16 protein-coding genes are annotated in these 16109 nt (G+C 64.1%); 8 read left to right on the forward strand and 8 right to left on the reverse strand.

The features are described 5' to 3' along the window. Nucleotides 1-11 precede the first annotated feature (11 nt). Nucleotides 12-377 (forward strand): peptidoglycan-binding domain-containing protein, encoded by a 366-nt coding sequence (locus ACMDCR_RS21925; protein WP_413988655.1) that lies wholly within the window; start codon nucleotides 12-14, stop codon nucleotides 375-377. A 19-nt stretch (nucleotides 378-396) separates the two neighbouring features. On the opposite strand, the gene ACMDCR_RS21930 is transcribed toward ACMDCR_RS21925, so the two are convergent. After that, a complete protein-coding gene (locus ACMDCR_RS21930) occupies nucleotides 397-1080 on the reverse strand; it encodes a helix-turn-helix transcriptional regulator (RefSeq protein WP_413988656.1) in 684 nt (227 codons plus the stop codon). Between the two features lie 118 nt (nucleotides 1081-1198). On the opposite strand from ACMDCR_RS21930, the gene ACMDCR_RS21935 reads away from it, so the two are divergent. Next, nucleotides 1199-1840, forward strand: coding sequence for a LysE family translocator (locus tag ACMDCR_RS21935; RefSeq protein WP_413988657.1), 642 nt, complete (start codon nucleotides 1199-1201; stop codon nucleotides 1838-1840). 46 nt (nucleotides 1841-1886) lie between these two features. Here the strand turns inward: ACMDCR_RS21935 and ACMDCR_RS21940 are convergent, their stop codons facing one another. From ACMDCR_RS21940 to ACMDCR_RS21950, 3 genes are all read right to left on the reverse strand, one after another. Then, a complete protein-coding gene (locus ACMDCR_RS21940) occupies nucleotides 1887-2636 on the reverse strand; it encodes a 3-oxoacyl-ACP reductase family protein (protein WP_413988658.1) in 750 nt (249 codons plus the stop codon). 68 nt (nucleotides 2637-2704) lie between these two features. Next, a complete protein-coding gene (locus ACMDCR_RS21945) occupies nucleotides 2705-3304 on the reverse strand; it encodes a TetR/AcrR family transcriptional regulator (RefSeq protein WP_413988659.1) in 600 nt (199 codons plus the stop codon). 211 nt (nucleotides 3305-3515) lie between these two features. Further along, on the reverse strand, nucleotides 3516-5108 hold the full coding sequence (locus ACMDCR_RS21950; RefSeq protein ID WP_413988660.1) for a rhomboid family intramembrane serine protease: 1593 nt from the start codon (nucleotides 5106-5108) through the stop codon (nucleotides 3516-3518). 248 nt (nucleotides 5109-5356) lie between these two features. Between ACMDCR_RS21950 and ACMDCR_RS21955 the strand changes: the two genes are divergently transcribed. Further along, entirely contained in the window at nucleotides 5357-7159 is a 1803-nt protein-coding gene (locus tag ACMDCR_RS21955) for a DEAD/DEAH box helicase (protein WP_413988661.1), read from the forward strand. A gap of 121 nt (nucleotides 7160-7280) precedes the next feature. Here the strand turns inward: ACMDCR_RS21955 and ACMDCR_RS21960 are convergent, their stop codons facing one another. Then, nucleotides 7281-8579: a gluconate:H+ symporter gene (locus ACMDCR_RS21960; protein WP_413988662.1), complete on the reverse strand. Its 1299-nt coding sequence runs from the start codon at nucleotides 8577-8579 to the stop codon at nucleotides 7281-7283. A gap of 256 nt (nucleotides 8580-8835) precedes the next feature. On the opposite strand from ACMDCR_RS21960, the gene ACMDCR_RS21965 reads away from it, so the two are divergent. Continuing rightward, the gene (locus ACMDCR_RS21965) at nucleotides 8836-8982 is read left to right on the forward strand and encodes a hypothetical protein (protein WP_413988663.1); all 147 of its coding nucleotides are present in this window, start codon (nucleotides 8836-8838) and stop codon (nucleotides 8980-8982) included. Between the two features lie 121 nt (nucleotides 8983-9103). Here the strand turns inward: ACMDCR_RS21965 and ACMDCR_RS21970 are convergent, their stop codons facing one another. Then, on the reverse strand, nucleotides 9104-9721 hold the full coding sequence (locus ACMDCR_RS21970; RefSeq protein ID WP_413988664.1) for a LysE family translocator: 618 nt from the start codon (nucleotides 9719-9721) through the stop codon (nucleotides 9104-9106). A gap of 352 nt (nucleotides 9722-10073) precedes the next feature. Next, nucleotides 10074-11321, reverse strand: coding sequence for an MFS transporter (locus tag ACMDCR_RS21975; protein WP_413988665.1), 1248 nt, complete (start codon nucleotides 11319-11321; stop codon nucleotides 10074-10076). Between the two features lie 155 nt (nucleotides 11322-11476). On the opposite strand from ACMDCR_RS21975, the gene ACMDCR_RS21980 reads away from it, so the two are divergent. The 4 genes from ACMDCR_RS21980 (at nucleotide 11477) to ACMDCR_RS21995 (ending at nucleotide 14869) form a co-directional block, all read left to right on the forward strand. Further along, a complete protein-coding gene (locus tag ACMDCR_RS21980) occupies nucleotides 11477-12292 on the forward strand; it encodes an extensin family protein (protein ID WP_413988666.1) in 816 nt (271 codons plus the stop codon). Between the two features lie 166 nt (nucleotides 12293-12458). After that, complete coding sequence (locus ACMDCR_RS21985; protein WP_413988667.1) at nucleotides 12459-12641, forward strand: hypothetical protein; 183 nt, start codon at nucleotides 12459-12461, stop codon at nucleotides 12639-12641. A gap of 81 nt (nucleotides 12642-12722) precedes the next feature. Further along, nucleotides 12723-12887, forward strand: coding sequence for a BA14K family protein (locus ACMDCR_RS21990; protein WP_413988668.1), 165 nt, complete (start codon nucleotides 12723-12725; stop codon nucleotides 12885-12887). A gap of 404 nt (nucleotides 12888-13291) precedes the next feature. Further along, nucleotides 13292-14869, forward strand: a complete 1578-nt coding sequence (locus ACMDCR_RS21995) for an ABC transporter substrate-binding protein (RefSeq protein WP_413988669.1) — start codon at nucleotides 13292-13294, stop codon at nucleotides 14867-14869. 138 nt (nucleotides 14870-15007) lie between these two features. Here the strand turns inward: ACMDCR_RS21995 and ACMDCR_RS22000 are convergent, their stop codons facing one another. Further along, on the reverse strand, nucleotides 15008-16066 hold the full coding sequence (locus tag ACMDCR_RS22000) for a calcium:proton antiporter (protein ID WP_413988670.1): 1059 nt from the start codon (nucleotides 16064-16066) through the stop codon (nucleotides 15008-15010). Nucleotides 16067-16109 lie beyond the last annotated feature (43 nt).

Here is a 16109-nt window from a genome sequence, read left to right on the forward strand (position 1 = left end):
GGAGACACAAGATGGCGCTTACTTCTCGCACGTTTGCCGGAGATCCCAAGCTGGAGGCCTGCCTCGTCGACGACTCCGCTCATCTCACCATCGGTGCGCAGGGCGAGCATGTCGCCAAGGTTCAGTCGGCCGTCATCTTCCTCGACGGCCTCGACATCGATGCGGCGGAATTGCGGGCGGGTCGCTACGGACCATCGACCGCGGCGGCGGTCCTGAAATTCAAGACGGCGCGCGGCATCATCAATCGCGCGTATCAGCAGTCGGCGGACAATATCGTGGGCAAGATGACGATCAAGGCGCTCGACGATGAACTGGTCGCGGCCGAGAACGTGTCGGTGCGGGTTGTGCCGCTTCAGATGTGTCCTCGTCCGAACTGAGGAGCTTGCCACCCCGCCCCTAGTTGCTCTCCCAGCCCGCGATCCACTGCTCGCGCAACCGGTCGCCCTCGTTGCGGAAATGGACGCCAGTCGGCCCGCAGCTTTGCACCCGGTCGGCCCGGAAGTTGCGAAGGGCCTCACGCAATTCGCACCAGGCCACGATTACGAAGGCCTCCGAGTAATAGATCAGTGCCAACGGCCGGATGGTGCGCCGGCTCTCGCGTCCCTGCTCGTCGCGATAATCGATGAGCAGCTTTTCCTCGTCGCGGATCGTCCTGCGCACGAGGGCGAGGTCGACCCCTTGCGGCGTCGGCACCGCGCTGCCCCAGGCGTGAAGCGTGCGCGAGGAGAGCGCCTGGCGCAGGGGTGCAGGCACGGCCGCCGCCACCTTGGCGCCGGCGCGCCTGGAGGCTTCCATGAGTTCGCCATCCCCCGTGCGCTCGATCAAGGCGAGGCCGAGCACCACGGCCTCGATCTCCTCGATCGAAAACATCAGCGGCGGCAGGTCGAAGCCGGGACGCAGGATATAGCCGATGCCGCGCTCGCCCTCGATCGGCACGCGCATCGCCTGCAGCGCGCCGATGTCCCGGTAGATCGAGCGCACCGTCACCTCCAGTTCCTCGGCGATGGCGGCTGCCGTCACCGGCCTTCTGGCGAGGCGCAGGATCTGGATGATCTCGAACAACCGCGATGCCTTGCGCATAGGCCCTCTCACAACTGACACAACCCTGTCAGTTGGCCTTCTCTATAGCCTGCTCCAATCCTTTGAAAAAGCGAGAATTCCTAGTCGGACGCCTCTCGCAAGGTGCGAGCCAACTGACATGAGCTACAGCGAAAACCTCTGGGTCTTCTTCATCCTGCTCGCCGGCATCGTAGCCGTGCCGGGCATGGACATGATCTTCGTCCTCGCCAATGCGTTGACCGGCGGCCGGCGTGCCGGCCTCGCCGCCACATTCGGCATCATGGTGGGAGGCGCCTGCCACACATTGTTCGGCATGATGGCAGTTGTGGTGCTTAACCGCCTGGTGCCCACCCTCTACACCAGTATGATCCTGCTCGGCTCGGCCTATATGATCTGGATCGGGCTGAAGCTCGTGCGCAGTTCGGTCACCGTCGACAGGGTGGACGGCGGCCGGACGGCATCTCTCGGCACCATCTTCGGCCAGGGGCTCCTCACCTGCATCCTCAATCCCAAGGCCTGGCTCTTCGTGCTGGCGGTCTATCCGCAATTCCTCAAGCCGGCCTTCGGCCCGCTCTGGCCGCAGGCGCTCGTGATGGGCGTGCTGACGGTGCTGGTGCAACTGGCCGTCTACGGCTCGCTCGCCCTCATGGCGGCACGCGGGCGCGACGCCATCACCGCCAGCCCGGCGCTCACCATCTGGACCGGGCGCACCGCCGGACTGCTGCTGGTGGGCGTGGCAATGCTGGGCTTTGTCGAGGGCTTGAGCGGGTTGTACGCGTGAACGTCCCTGGGATCACAGGCATCCCTGCGATCCCGGGAAGGTCGCGCTACAAAGTATAACCCCCATCGATATTCAAACTGGCGCCGGTGATAAATCCCGCCTCCGGTCCGGCCAGATAGGAGACGAAGCCGGCGACTTCGCCGCTTTCCCCAAGCCGCCCGACTGGCAGGAGGGCCTTCAGCGTTTCGACATGCGGGCCATCGGCAGGGTTCATGTCGGTCGCCGTCGGGCCGGGCTGGATAGTGTTGACCGTGATGCCGCGCGGGGCGAGGTCGATCGCCATTCCGCGCACTAGCGAGGCCACGGCACCCTTGGTCATCGAATAGACGCTGGCGCCAGGAAAGGCTGTTCGGTTGGCGACGACGCTGCCGATCACGATGATGCGGGCGCCCTGCCGCATGTGGTGGGAGGCGGCCTGCGCCGCGGCGAAGACGGAGCGAACATTCACCGCCACCATGCGGTCGAAGTCCTCGAGCGGATAGGCATCGATGGTGCCCCGCGTGAGTATGCCCGAATTGCAGACGAGCACGTCGAGCCGTCCATGGGCCTCGACCGTCTGCGTTACGGCAGCCTGCACCGCCTTGGGATCGGCGCTGTCGGCCCGGATGGCCAGGGCGCGGCCCTGCCCCCTCTCGACCTCGGCGACCACCTGTTCGGCCTTCAGCGGCGAAGAGGCGAAGGTGAAGGCAACCGCCGCTCCATCGGCAGCCATACGCCTCACGATCGCGGCGCCGATGCCGCGCGAGCCCCCGATCACCAGCGCGACCTTGTCGGCCAAGATTTTGTTTTCAGGCATGATTTTCCTCATATTTGACTAAATAGTCCATAATTGAACATAGCAAAACGGCAACCCCTTGCAAGGAATTACCGCCGCTTCAGAGCTTCCATGGCAAAGTCCACGATCTGCCGCAACCCAGCCGTGTCGAGCCCGGCCTTGGCGCTGACCTTGAGGCCAAGCATGGTGGACTGGACGAAATTGGCCGCTCCGGAAATATCGATGTCGGCGGCAACCTCCCGGTCGGCCCTGGCCTTCCGCAGTGCCTTCTCCAGGGCAGCATGCAGGACTTCGCCGCTCTGCCGGCCCATGGCGCTGATCTCGGCATCGGCCTGGCCGAATTCAGAAATCGCTCCCACCCCCATGCAGCCCAGCGCCCGGAAGCCGGGGTCCGCATTGGCCATCGCCATCAGCATCCTTCGGATGCCGGCGAGCGGCGAATTTTCCGATTCCAATAGGGCGATCTGGTTGCCGACACTGACGCTCTGGTAGCGGCCGAGCGCTTCCAGATAGAGCCGCCTCTTGTCGCCGAACGTGTCGTAGAGGCTCTGGCGGCCGATCTTCATCGCCGTGAGGAGATCCTCGGTCGAGGCAGCCTCGAAGCCCTTGGCCCAAAACACCGAAATGGCGTGCTTGAGCGCTTCGTCGCGATCAAATTCCCTGGGTCTAGCCATGATCGCAGCAGACATGTTCCGGATTGTGTTGTCAAGAATTATTGGTGCGTTGCACAAAATTGAGGCAAATGGACTGGAAATGGCTGATTTGGCATCGTTTAGGAAGTAAAGTGATGGCAATCGTGGCCAGAACCACCTTGATAACGGGACGTTCCCAGTGTCTGGAATTCGCAGATGCGAGCACAGTCCTGTAGATCTCAGGCCCGATCCATCGAGCGGGCTGCGGTCATTCGCAGAGGGAATATTTCTTCAGATAGTCGGCAAGCGGTCCGCTTTTCTCGGCTGAACAGGCTGGCGCCACGATCGTCCGTGCCTCCTCCCTCTCGCCGTCCTGTCGTACGATGGCCGCCAGGATGGCACGGATCCTGTTCTCGAGATCCGGGGGCACGCTGGCATCCTGGAGAAGATCGCGCTCGCCTAGTGCCGCCCGCAGGTCGGACTCCGCGCCCGCGAGGTCGTTCTGCCGGAGCAGGTTCTGGGCTTGGACGGAGAGCAGGCGCGGATCACGCGGATAGTCCTTGAGAAGCCTGGTCACCTCGGCATCCTGCTCGACCGACGCAGAGGTCAGGTCCGGCGCCAGCAATCGCTGCCTCCGATACTGTTCCTGAATCGGAACCAGTGCGCTAGCCGCCGTCGCGAAGAACAGGATGGCAATGAGCGCTCCCAGATTGGCGAATCGCGGGCGCGCCAACCGTGCCGGCCAAAGGCCCAACAGAATGAAACCCATGGTGACGCCGCCGATGGCACCGCCGAAATGGGCGCCGTAGTCGACCTTGCCGCCACTCACGGCGAGGTTGAGGAAAGGCAGCAGAGCCGGCACCAGGCCATAAAGGGCCTGCGTGACCAGCCGCGCCCGCATGACACCGGCGGGAATGCGCATGGAGACCGTGAGCGCCGCGGCGAAAAGGCCGACAATCCCGCCCGAGGCACCAATGCCGATGATATTGACGGGATTGACGGCGAGCGACATCAGCGAACCACAGATCGCGCTGACAGCAAAGGTCGCCGCCGTCCAGCGCCAGCCGATCAAGGGTTCGAGCAGGCGCCCGATCAGGAATAGTGCGAAGCAGTTGAAACCGATATGGGTGAGATCGGCATGCAGCAGCGGCGCGGTGAAGATACGCCACCATTGGCCGGCTTCCGTCACCAGCGGGTAGCTGAGACCGCCCAGGGCCTGCAGGGTGGCCAGGGTCGGCCCCGCCATATTTCCAGCCTTGCCGATGCCGAAGACCTGCTCGCAGACGAAGATACCCGCGAGCAAAGCCATCAGCACGAAGGTGAAGATCGGACGACCGAGTGTTATGGCGATCTCCGGACCCGAAAGGTCGGCGGCCGGGAGCCGCGGCGCTTTCATCAGCCTCTCGATCTGTCCGGCCAGGCTGAAACGGCGGCCGAAGGGAGGGAGCGGCCAGGCCCTCTGCGCCTGCGTATCCACGCCTACCGCCGCGGTCCGGTAGCCCTTGCCCCGGCCTTTATAGGCGGTGAGGCGCGACTTGGCGGCCCTGTCGATCTCCTCAGGGCCGATTTCCAGGATGGCGATCCGCAGCAAGATCGGCGTTCGTTGGGCCTCGACCGTCGCCCGCGCAACACGGGCGAGGTCCTCTGGCGGCATGGTGAAGGTCTTGCCGGGTTCGCCCTCGCCATTGACGATGACGATGGTGGAGATGACGTTGCCGCTGGTTTTGGTCAGCACATAGTCGCTATGCTGCAAGAGGTCCTGCGCCGCCTGGACCACGCCGAGCTTGTAACCCTTGCGGGTGACCAGATAGCGCACGTAATAGCGCGCAAAGGGTTCGCGCGTCGTCGCAGACTCGTTCATCGGCTCGCCATCCAACGCTTCCCCCGCCGCATGCTTTGCATGAACGGCAGGGCGGTTGGCAAGGCCTACCCTGGGACCGCCGGCTCCCCATGCCGCCGACGCACGGCAGCCTCCCGTATTCAGGCTCGCAATTGCCTGGATTTTGCTGTAAGGCCAGCGCAACTCGTGATTTTTGCTGATTTCTCGCCCGAGCCCTGCCCGCAGCGGCTCGCTTTGGCGTTTCATTCGCCCCTCTGACAGGCTTTCCCGTGACCCTTCCTTCCCTGAACCCGGCGCTGCGCCAGGCCCTGGCCGAACGCAGCTATGATGAATTGACGCCGGTTCAATCCGCTGTCCTGGCCGACGATGCCGGGGACCGCGACCTTCTCGTCTCCGCCCAGACCGGTTCGGGCAAGACGGTGGCCTATGGCCTTGCCATCGCCGACGACCTCCTCGGCGAGGCCGAGCGCTTCGAGAAAGCGGCCGCGCCTCTCGCCCTCATCATCGCGCCCACGCGTGAACTCGCCATCCAGGTCGAGCGCGAACTCGCCTGGCTCTACAAGCCGGCCGGCGGGCGCATCGTCTCCTGCGTCGGCGGCATGGATCCGCGCCGCGAGCGCCGCCTGCTGGCGGACGGCGCCCATATCGTGGTGGGCACGCCGGGGCGCCTGCGCGACCATATCGAGCGCCACGGCCTCGATCTTGGCTCCCTGCGCGCCGTGGTGCTGGACGAAGCCGACGAGATGCTCGACCTCGGCTTCCGTGAGGATCTCGAATTCATCCTGAAGGCAACGCCGGAAGAAAGGCGTACTTTGCTCTTCTCGGCGACCATGCCCAAGGGCATCGTCGCCATCGCCCGCGACTACCAGAAGGATGCGCTGCGCATCGAGGTGAAGGCGGCCGAGCGCGGCCATGCCGATATCGAATATCGCGCCATTCGCATCCTGCCCAAGGAAACCGAGCACGCCGTCGTCAACCTGCTGCGCCAGGTGGCTCCCCCCACGGCGATCGTGTTCTGCAATACCCGCGAGTCCGTGCGCCATCTGCACGCCACCTTGCGCGAACGCGGCTTTTCGGCCGTGCTGCTTTCGGGCGAGCTCGGCCAGAACGAGCGCAACCACGCTCTGCAGGCCCTGCGCGACGGCCACGCCCAGGTCTGCATCGCCACCGATGTGGCCGCGCGGGGTATCGACCTGCCCAATCTCGCCCTCGTCATCCATGCCGATCTGCCGCATGACGCCGAGAAGATGCAGCACCGCTCCGGCCGCACGGGACGCGCCGGGCGCAAGGGCATCAGCGCCCTGCTGGTGCCGATCTCGCGCCGCCGCAAGGCCGAGATCATGTTGAGCCAGGCCGGCGTCAAGGTGCAGTGGATGGGACCGCCGACGGCTGACGAGATCCGGGGCCTCGACCGCGAGCGCATGCTGCAGGACCCGCTCTTGACGGAGGCGCCAGGCGAGGAGGATCTCGCCATCGCCAAGCTTCTCCTGGAGAACCGCAGCGCCGAGGATATCGCCGCGGCGCTCGCCCGTGTCTACCGTTCGCGCCTGCCGGAGCCGGAGGAAGTCAGCGACCCTGGCGAACGCCCCGAGCGCCGGGACCGCAAGCCCTCGCGCTTCGAACGCGACGACCGCTACGGCCGCGATGAACGCCCTGCCCGCTTCGAGCGGGACGACAGGCCTCGCCGCTTCGATCGCGACGACAGGCCGGAACGCGCCGAGCGCCCGCGCCGCTTCGAACGCGAGGAGGCTCCGGCCAATCCGGATGCGATATTGTTCCGTCTGTCGATCGGCCGGCGCAACAATGCCGATCCGAAATGGCTGCTGCCCATGCTCTGCCGCCGCGGTGGCGTGAAGCGCCGCGACATCGGCAACATCAAGATCCTCGACAATGAGACGGTGGTGGAGATCGCCAGGGACGCCGCCGACCACTTCGCCGCCAATGTCCGCAAGCCGGACGAGGAAAACATCCGCATACAGCCCTATCGCGACCGCGGCGGGGATGAGGCAAGGCGCGAGCCGAAGCCGCACCGGAAGGGCAAGCCCGGCAATAAGCGGGAACGCGACGAGTAGACTTCGGGAGAGGCAGGGTGACGGCCCTTCTCGTCAACCGTTCCCCGAATTTCGTTGCCTGCGATCAAGGGCGAACCACGCCGGGGCCAACCCGGCGCGTCAAAAGGTCATGACCGGTCCTTCACCCGAGGACCAAGGCTGCACCTTGGACAAGGATCAGCGCGGCGATCGAAATGATGGTCTCGACGATCGTCCAGGTACGGAACGTCTGGGGCACCGTCATATTGAAGTATTGCTTCACCAGCCAGAAGCCGCCGTCATTGACGTGAGACAGGATGAGAGCGCCGGCTCCGGTGGCCAGGACCAGCAGTTCGGGGTGAGTGCCGGGCGCCTGCGCCGCCAAGGGCGCGACGATGTTGGCGGCGGTAGCCATCGCCACCGTGGCCGACCCGGTAGCGATGCGGATCATCGCGGCCAGCAACCATGCCAGCAAGAGCACCGAGACATGGGCGCCCAAAGCCATGTCGACGATCACTTTTGAGATGCCACTGTCAATCAGGATGCGGCCAAATCCACCACCGGCGCCGACCAGCAACGTAATCGCGGCCGTAGGTGCCAGGCAGTCCGTGGTGAAATGCAGGATCATGTCGGACGTAAATCCGCGCATGGTGCCCAGGGTGATAAAGCTCAGGAGCACGCCGAGCAGCAGGGCGATGTCAGTGTTGCCGAGGAAATGGAGAGTGGCATTGCCGACATTCTTGCCTGGAATGAGCAGATCGGCCCAGCTCCCCACCAGCATGAGGATGACCGGCAGCAGGATGGTCAGCATGGTCACGCTGAAGCTGGGCAATTGCCGGGATGGATCGCTCTTCTTGACCAGGGCCTCCGCGATGGGATTGTTTTCGTCGATCTCGATTCGGCTGGAAATGAAACGCGCGAAGATCGGGCCCGCCAGGGCAGCGACGGGCAATCCGATGATGATGCCGAACAGGATGGTCTTGCCGATATCGGCCTGATAGGCCTGAACGGCCAGAAGCGCCGCCGGATGGGGCGGAATCAGGCCGTGCACGACAGAAAGGCCCGCCACCATCGGTAAGCCCACCATCAGCATCGACGTGCCCGTACGACGGGCGACATTGAAGGCGATCGGGATGAGCAGGACGAAGCCCACCTCGAAGAAGACGGGCAGGCCGACGATGAAGCCGATGAACATCATCGCCCAATGCGTGTTCCTGGCGCCGAAAATGCGGATGAGCGTGACCGCGATCTGCTCGGCTCCCCCTGACTCGGCCAGCATCGCCCCCAGCATGGTACCCAGTGCGATGACGATTGCGATGTGCCCGAGCGTATTGCCGACACCTGTCTCGAAAGACTTCACCACGTCGCCAGGCGCCATGCCGGAAACGAGAGCCAGGATCACCGAAAGACTGAAAATCGAGATGAAAGGATTAACCTGGAAATAGGCGATCAGAATCACCATTGCGACGACCGCGGCCACGGCCGCCGATAATAAAAGTATTGGTGTCATTTGCTCTACCTGACAGCGTTTCCCCAACGGGATTGTTCGGGGCAAGCGCATTTCTTTTCAAGCGTTTTGTTGCGCCTGAAAGAGAGCTTGGCCAAGTATGATAGCCGTCGGAAGCCAAGATAATTACTTTCCAAATCCGACAACTAACTACACGCAAAACGTGCATGACTGCCCAGGTTCGCGGAATAAAGAAACCGTCTGCAAATAAGTGGGTCTGCCATCCCCGGCCGAGCCGCTCCTGAGCGAGGCGAGGAGGGCGAACGATGCCATCGCGATCGAGCAGGACGCCCGCTTCGCCATCCGTGAGGGCAACAAGACCGTAGGCTCCGGCATCATCACCCGGATCCTCGACTGACGACAAAGGCGGAGGACGGGCAACTGCCTTCCGCTGGGAGCGCGGACGTCCTCGTCCACTCTTGGAAACGTTGTGCTTTACGATGGCGGAAGAGCGGACGAGGCCATCAGCGCTCCCAGCGCTATTTCATCCGCACCATGGCAAGCGCGGCCCCTGCCCCCAGCAACAGGCCGCCCGACAGGCGGTTGCGCAAGCGCCCGCGCGAGGCCAGCAGGCCGCGAGCACGGCCGGCCAGGAAGGCCCAGCCACTGTCGACCAGCACGGCCATTGCCAGGAAGCCCAAGGACAGGATGGTGATCTGCAGGCCGACATGGCCCTTCATGCTGACGAACTGGGGGAAGAAGGCGCCGTAGAACAGCAGCGTCTTGGGATTGGTGAGCGAGACCAGCAGCGCCCGCATGAAGATGCGGCGCGGCGATTTCGCTTCCGGCCGGTGCTTCGAAAGATCGACCGCCGGGGCGCGCCACTGCGCGACGCCGAGCCAGACGAGATAGGCGACGCCGATCCAGCGAAGCACCTCGAACCAGGCGCCGAACGCACCGAGCAGTTCGGACATGCCGAGGGCGGTGAGGGCCAGCTGCAGCACCATGGCGGAACTGGTGCCGGCCACGGTGAGCAGGCCATAGCGGGGCCCATGGGCGATGCTGTTGGCGACGATCAGGCCGATATTAGGCCCTGGGATCAGCATCAGAACGAGAACGGCGCCGAGGAAGCCGGCATAGAGACTAAGATCGATCACGGGACTCTCCTGTTCAGTGAAGGCAGCGGGGAGTCCGGACATGAAAAACCCCGCCGAGGTGCGGGCGGGGTTGGGTGCGGAATGGCGGGAGGCCCTGCGTTCACCAGGACCCGGAAAGCCAGACGCGCGCGAAAACCGCCGCCGAGGGAAGGCAGCGTTGTTGCAGCATCGCTTGGGCCGGGCTTCTCACCATAGGGGTGCTATACGCGAAAAGGATCGAACAGGCCAGCGGACTTCCAAATGTGATGTCCTCGAAAGGAGGTGCATCGGGGGCGGGTCTTCAGACCCGGCCCTCATGTGGCAGACGTGGCTCAGAGCGGGGTCTGAAGACCCGCCCCCCCAATCGCTGGCTCTATGCCGCCAGCGCCGCCCTCTGGCGCTGCTTCAGCCTCGGCCACAGGATGAGCCAGCTGACCAGAGCCAGGTTCACGCAGTTCCACAGGAAGCCGTGGAGGAAGGCGAGGCGATAGGAGCCGGAGGCGTCGTAGATCATGCCCGACAGCAGGCCGCCACATGCCATGCCCAGCACGGTCGCCATCAGCACCAGGCCGATGCGCGTGCCTGCCTCGCGCGGTGGCAGGAATTGGCGGATGATCACCGCATACATCGGCACGATGCCGCCCTGGAAAAGGCCGAAAAGCCCTGAGATAACATAGAGCGAGGAGCGTGAGTTGAAGAAGAGGTAGAGCAGCAGCGCCGCCGCCTGCATCGATGACCCGAGGATCAGCATCGGGCCGGCGCCGATGCGGTCGGCCACCACGCCGGAGGCAAGGCGGCTGACCACCCCGAGGCCGAGCATGAGGGAGAGGATCTGCGTGCCGACGGCGACGCCATAGCCCAGATCCCCGCAATAGGCGACGATATGGACCTGCGGCATCGACATCGCCATGCAGCAGGCAAAGCCGGCAACGACCAGCACCGCCTGCAAGACGTTGGGCTTCAATCCGAGTTCCTGACGCGCCGCCTCGGTCGCCGCTTCCACAGCCGCGATCTCCGTCGTGGCGGGGCGCCGCCGGAGCGCAAAGGCGATCGGCACCATCACCAGCGGCGCGAACAGGCCTATGCCGACATGCGTGGCGCGCCAGCCCTGCGTCGTCTGGAAATGCTCGATCACCAGCGGCCAGACGGTGCCGGCGAGATAGCTGCCGGAGGCGGCGAAGGCCACGGCGAGCGCGCGGCGCTTCCTGAACCAGTGCGAGAGATCGGAGATCAGCGGCGCGAAGCCGGCCGCCGAGCCGACGCCGATGAAGGCGTAGACCAGCGCGAATTGCCAGATCGAGGCTGTGTAGGAGGCCGCGACAAAGCCGGTGCACAGCATCAGCGCCCCAATCAGCACCGGCATCACGATGGTGAAGCGGTCCGCGAGCCGCCCCATGACGACCCCGCCGAATGAGAAGCCCAGCATGGCGCAGGTATAGGGCACCGAGGCCCCGCCCCGCAGCGTATCGAACTCGACCTGGATGGCAGGCAGTGCCACCACCACGGACCAGTTGCCCACGCAGGCGACCGTGCCGAGGATGACGGTGAGAACCAGCCGCAGCCAGGCATAGGGGGAATCGACTTCGCCGGACCGGAAGGCCCTACTCTGCAAACCTGCCACGACGGGCGTTTCCTTGATCCGATTTCTTGAACCGCCGGGTGCTCGGCGTGCATTCCTGCCGCCTATAGCAGCAGGAGGCCCGCTCGCGCCAGAGCTGCCCTGCGGGAACCGGAAGAGAAATCCTGTGTTCACGACAGGCCACAGGGGAGACAGGATTGACGAAAGCCCGTTACTGCACCGTGCTGATCATCGCTCTCGTGACGAGCAACTCGATGGCCGTTATGGTTGCCCAGGCACGCAAGCCGCGTCATGCGATCGCTCCCGCGACGCAGACGGTCCCGTTGCCGCTGCCACGCCCTGCGATCGACCATCCGCCAGCGGCCACCACGCCGGAGGCGTCGCCCGCAAAGCCGGTGGAGACGACCCCGCCGCCCCCTTCTGCCCCGGCGCCTTCGCCGACGCCCTCCGGAGCCAGCGGCCCTGATTGCCTCCAGCGCCTGCGCGATCGCGGCGTGGTCGCCGAGGCCGCCACGCCCGCCACGCTGCCCGATCCACGCTGCACGGTGGACCAGCCGGTGACGCTGACAGCGCTGGCTTCCCCAGGCATGCATGTCGACTTTCCGGACAAGCCTGTGATCGCCTGCAGCACGGCCGAGACTTTTGCGGACTTCCTCAGTCAGTTCATGGTGCCACTCGCCAAAGGTAGCTATGGCCAACCCATCACGGCCATCGGCACAGGGCCGGGCCTGGAATGCCGGCCGCGCAACAATGTCGCCGGCGCCAAACTCAGCGCCCACGGCCAGGGTCTCGCCATCGATATCGCCCAATTCCGCCTCGGCGACGGGCGCCTCTACAAGGTTGGCAGCCCAACCGACCAGCGCGACCGGGATTTCGACCGCGCCGTGCGTGCCGGTGCCTGCGGCTATTTCCATACCGCTCTTGGTCCGGGCGCCGATCCCGCTCACGACACGCATTGGCACATGGATCTTGAGCCCCGTGGCAGCAATGGAACCAGCCGCTTCTGCCAGTAATAGGATACCTTTCCCTACCGGCCCTCCGGCCATCGCAGTCCACAATGCTGCTATCGGTCGTTCAACACGTCCTCGTGATCACTCATGCCTTTTGGGAAACAATGCTACCTCGGACGCGTTGTTCCTTTCAGTACTTAACCATTTTGTTCATGGAGTAAGATTTATCATGAAAAAGATACTTGCAAGCATAATGGCGGCAGCCACCCTTGCCGGCGGCATGGTTACTGCTCCGCCCGCCGAGGCGCGCAACCGCGCCTTGATCCGGCAGGGGCGCGCCTTGGGCGGATTCCGCGCCCATCGCAATTTCGGCTTCGCCGGTCGCCACAATGGCTGGGCCAGACGTCGTTAAGGTTGGGGCGGACGCGGATACGGCCGACGCTACGGCTATTATGGCTATAACGATTACGACGGCTACGATGACGGCGATGCAGTGGCGGCCGGCGTTGCGGGCCTCGCAGTCGGCGCCATCCTCGGCAGCGCGCTCAGCCACCATCGCTATCATGCCGGCGGTTCCTGCGCCGCCCGCTTCAGGTCCTACAACGCCGCCACCGGCACCTATCTGGGCAATGACGGGTTGAGGCACCCCTGCCCCTAGAGCAAAGCGCGCTTACACGCAAACGCTGCTTTTCTCTAACTCCTTGATTCAACGCGTCTTTGCGATTCATGCCGATACCGTGAAATCGCAAAACGCTTTGGGCGCGAACGGCATCGAGATTGAACGGGGCTGGACTTCCGGCCTCGTTTTCCAATGCTTCTGAAACAGTCAATCCCTTGGGAAACGGATGCGGGAGATAGTGGCTGCGCGCCTTGTGGGAATCAGAACACCTGCAGTTCACCTGCCTGGCCTCACGAAATCGGCACGAACGTCGTCCTAGCCGCAAAGGCCGTCGCTTCTGGCTTACTCGTCTTGCGGAGAGCGAAACACCATGCTGCCTCGGGTAAAAGTTGCGCAGCGTAAGATGCATGCCCCATCCAGGAACGTCGCAGGGAACCGCTTTCATGACAGACAAGACAAATCCGCAGAATGCCTCGCGCCTCATCGTGGATCGCCGCGAACTGATGAAGGGCGCGGCGGCGCTGGGCCTCGGCTTCGGCGCCTTCGGTGTCCTCGGTGGGCGGGCGAGCGCTGCCGATGCGCCCAAGAAGGGGGGCACCTTCCGGATTGGCATGGAAGGCGGCTCAGCCTCCGATAGCCTCGACCCGCGCAACTTTGCGGACTCGATCCCGCTGAACTATGGCTACCAGATCTGGAACGGCCTCGTTGAGATCGACTCGCACGGCAAGGCCGTGGGCGAATTGCTGGAGAGCTGGGAATCCAAGCCCGGCGCCGTCGAATGGATCTTCAATGTCCGCAAGGGCGTGACCTTCCATTCAGGCAAGACGCTCGATGCCGACGACATCATCTATTCGATCAACCTGCATCGCGGCGACACCAAGTCGGCCGCCAAGGACCTGCTGAGCGGCATCTCGGAGATGAAGAAGCTCAGCCCCAACCAGATCCAGATCACGCTGAGCGCGGGCAATATCAACCTGCCCTACAACCTCACCGACTATCATATTCTCGGCATTCCCAACGGTTTCACGGACTTCTCCAAGCCCGACGGCACCGGCGCCTACAAGCTGGTCAGCTTCGAGCCGGGCGTACGCGTGGTGACGCAGAACTCCGGTCATTACTGGAAGGAAGGCTGCGGCAATTTCGACGGCGTGGAACTGCAATATATCCCCGACGCCACCGCCCGCATGCAGGCCCTGCTCGCCGGGCAGGTCGACGCCATCAACCGCATCGATCCCAAGACGGTGGACATCGTCACCGCTTCGCCCGACACCCAGCTCGTCCAGTCGAAGGGCACCGGCAACCGCTATTGCTTCGTCGCCCTCTGCGATACGGCGCCCTACGACAATGTCGACCTGCGCTGGGCGCTCAAATACGGCATCGATCGCAAGAAGATCGTAGACACCGTCTATATGGGCTACGCCACCATCGGCAATGACACGACGATCAGTCCGATGAATCCTTATTTCGACAAGGATCTGCCGCAGACGCCGTACGATCCCGACAAGGCGATGTTCCACTACAAGAAGGCGGGTTCTCCGAAGATCGAACTCAAGGTCTCGGAGGGTGCCTACTCCGGTGCGACGGATGCAGGCGTCCTTTACCAGGAAGCCATGAAGCAGGCAGGCATCGACCTCACCGTCACCCGTGTCTCGGGCGATGGCTACTGGTCGAATGTCTGGCTGAAGGATCCGTTCTGCGCCGTCTATTGGGGGGACCGGCCGGCCATCGACCTGCAGCTTTCCCAGACGTATCTCTCCGACGCGGCCTGGAACGACACCCACTGGAAGCGTCCCGACTTCGACAAGCTGGTCATCGCCGCCCGTGTCGAGGAAGACGAAGCCAAGCGCCGGGACATGTACAATCAGGCGCAGACGCTGATCCACGACGATGGCGGCATGATCTGCTACGCGGTCAGCGATTATCTCGACGGCTATGCCAAGAAGATCGCCGGCGTGGCTCCGCATCCCCGCTACGACATGTGCGACCAACGCGCGGCCGAAAAGGCATGGTTCTCGGCGTAAGCTTGGTGTGCCGATCCCCTCATCGGCACTCTATCCCAACATGCAGCGCCGCCGTGCCGACCTGGAGGTCGGCACACCCGAGAATGGCCCCGCCACATCGGCAAGAGTCGATGTGGCGGTCGGAGACCGCCACTCCATTCACCCCCACCAGAAGATCGCGGCGATCACCACATAGAGCCCGGTCAACGCGGCCCCATCGACCATGTCCGCCTGTCCGTCGGCCGTGACCACCACGCCGATGATCGCTGTCAGCATCAAGGCTACGGCCAGCATGGGCGAGATCACCAGGGTGAAGGGCGTGCCGCCGAGAAAATAGCTGACGAAGACCAGCACGGGAATCAGCGCCAGCGCCACCTGCAGCGAGGCGTTCATGATCACGCTGACGGCAAGGTCCGCCTTGTTGCGCCAGGCGAGCTGGATGCCGACCACATATTCCACCGCATTGCCGACGATGGCGACGATGACGAGGCCTGCGAAGGCTTCGGAAATGCCGAGCGTCTTGATGGACGGCGTCAGCGCCTCGACGAACCAGTCGGATACGATAACCGCCGCAAGGCTGGCGACGATGAGGATGCCGAGTGCCAGCCAGAGCGGCCAGCCAGACTCGGCCTCGTGCGCCTCCTCGGGCAGGGTGCGGTCGGAGCCTTGGAGCATCACCTTGACCGAGATCAGGAAGACAATGAGCAGCACGCCCGCGCAGACGAGTGCCAGCTTGTCCTCATGCCCGCCCGCCGGCATATGCAGTTCGGAGGCGAGCGTCGGCAGCAGCAGGGCGGCAACGGCCAGCAACAGCGCTCCAGCGATCATGCGCGGACGGCTGGGATCGAAATTGAGAATACGGTGGCGGGAGCAGCCCGCCAGAAACGCGAGGCCGAGCACCAGCAGGCTGTTGCCAAGGATGGAACCGATCAGCGAAGCCTGCACCACGGTGATCAAACCGGCCTTCAACGCGAAGATCGCAACGCAGAGTTCGGGCAGATTGCCGACCGCCGATTGCACGATGCCTGTGGCCGCCGAGCTGAGATAGCGCCCGAGATGATCGGTGCAATCGCCGATGGTCGCCGCCAGCCCGCCGAGCGCAATAGCGCCGACGACAAAGACCAGGAGATGCGAGCCGCCCGTATAGGTGATCAGGCCGGTGGCGATGGATGCGATGAGCGCAACGGCAATGGTAATGAGATCGCGCCTCGTCAGCATGCTGCCCCCCCGCCTGCAAGCCCCCGGACTCGCCTGTAGCGGC

Source organism: Labrys okinawensis, from assembly GCF_047345005.1.
In the GTDB taxonomy this organism is placed as follows: domain Bacteria; phylum Pseudomonadota; class Alphaproteobacteria; order Rhizobiales; family Labraceae; genus Labrys; species Labrys okinawensis.

Coding starts and splice junctions, on each gene's coding strand:
- ACMDCR_RS21925 (WP_413988655.1), top strand. CDS start 12: ATGGCGCTTACTTCTCGCACGTTTGCCGGAGATCCCAAGCTGGAGGCC.
- ACMDCR_RS21930 (WP_413988656.1), bottom strand. CDS start 1,080: ATGCGCAAGGCATCGCGGTTGTTCGAGATCATCCAGATCCTGCGCCTC.
- ACMDCR_RS21935 (WP_413988657.1), top strand. CDS start 1,199: ATGAGCTACAGCGAAAACCTCTGGGTCTTCTTCATCCTGCTCGCCGGC.
- ACMDCR_RS21940 (WP_413988658.1), bottom strand. CDS start 2,636: ATGCCTGAAAACAAAATCTTGGCCGACAAGGTCGCGCTGGTGATCGGG.
- ACMDCR_RS21945 (WP_413988659.1), bottom strand. CDS start 3,304: ATGTCTGCTGCGATCATGGCTAGACCCAGGGAATTTGATCGCGACGAA.
- ACMDCR_RS21950 (WP_413988660.1), bottom strand. CDS start 5,108: ATGAACGAGTCTGCGACGACGCGCGAACCCTTTGCGCGCTATTACGTG.
- ACMDCR_RS21960 (WP_413988662.1), bottom strand. CDS start 8,579: ATGGTGATTCTGATCGCCTATTTCCAGGTTAATCCTTTCATCTCGATT.
- ACMDCR_RS21985 (WP_413988667.1), top strand. CDS start 12,459: ATGAAAAAGATACTTGCAAGCATAATGGCGGCAGCCACCCTTGCCGGC.
- ACMDCR_RS21995 (WP_413988669.1), top strand. CDS start 13,292: ATGACAGACAAGACAAATCCGCAGAATGCCTCGCGCCTCATCGTGGAT.
- ACMDCR_RS22000 (WP_413988670.1), bottom strand. CDS start 16,066: ATGCTGACGAGGCGCGATCTCATTACCATTGCCGTTGCGCTCATCGCA.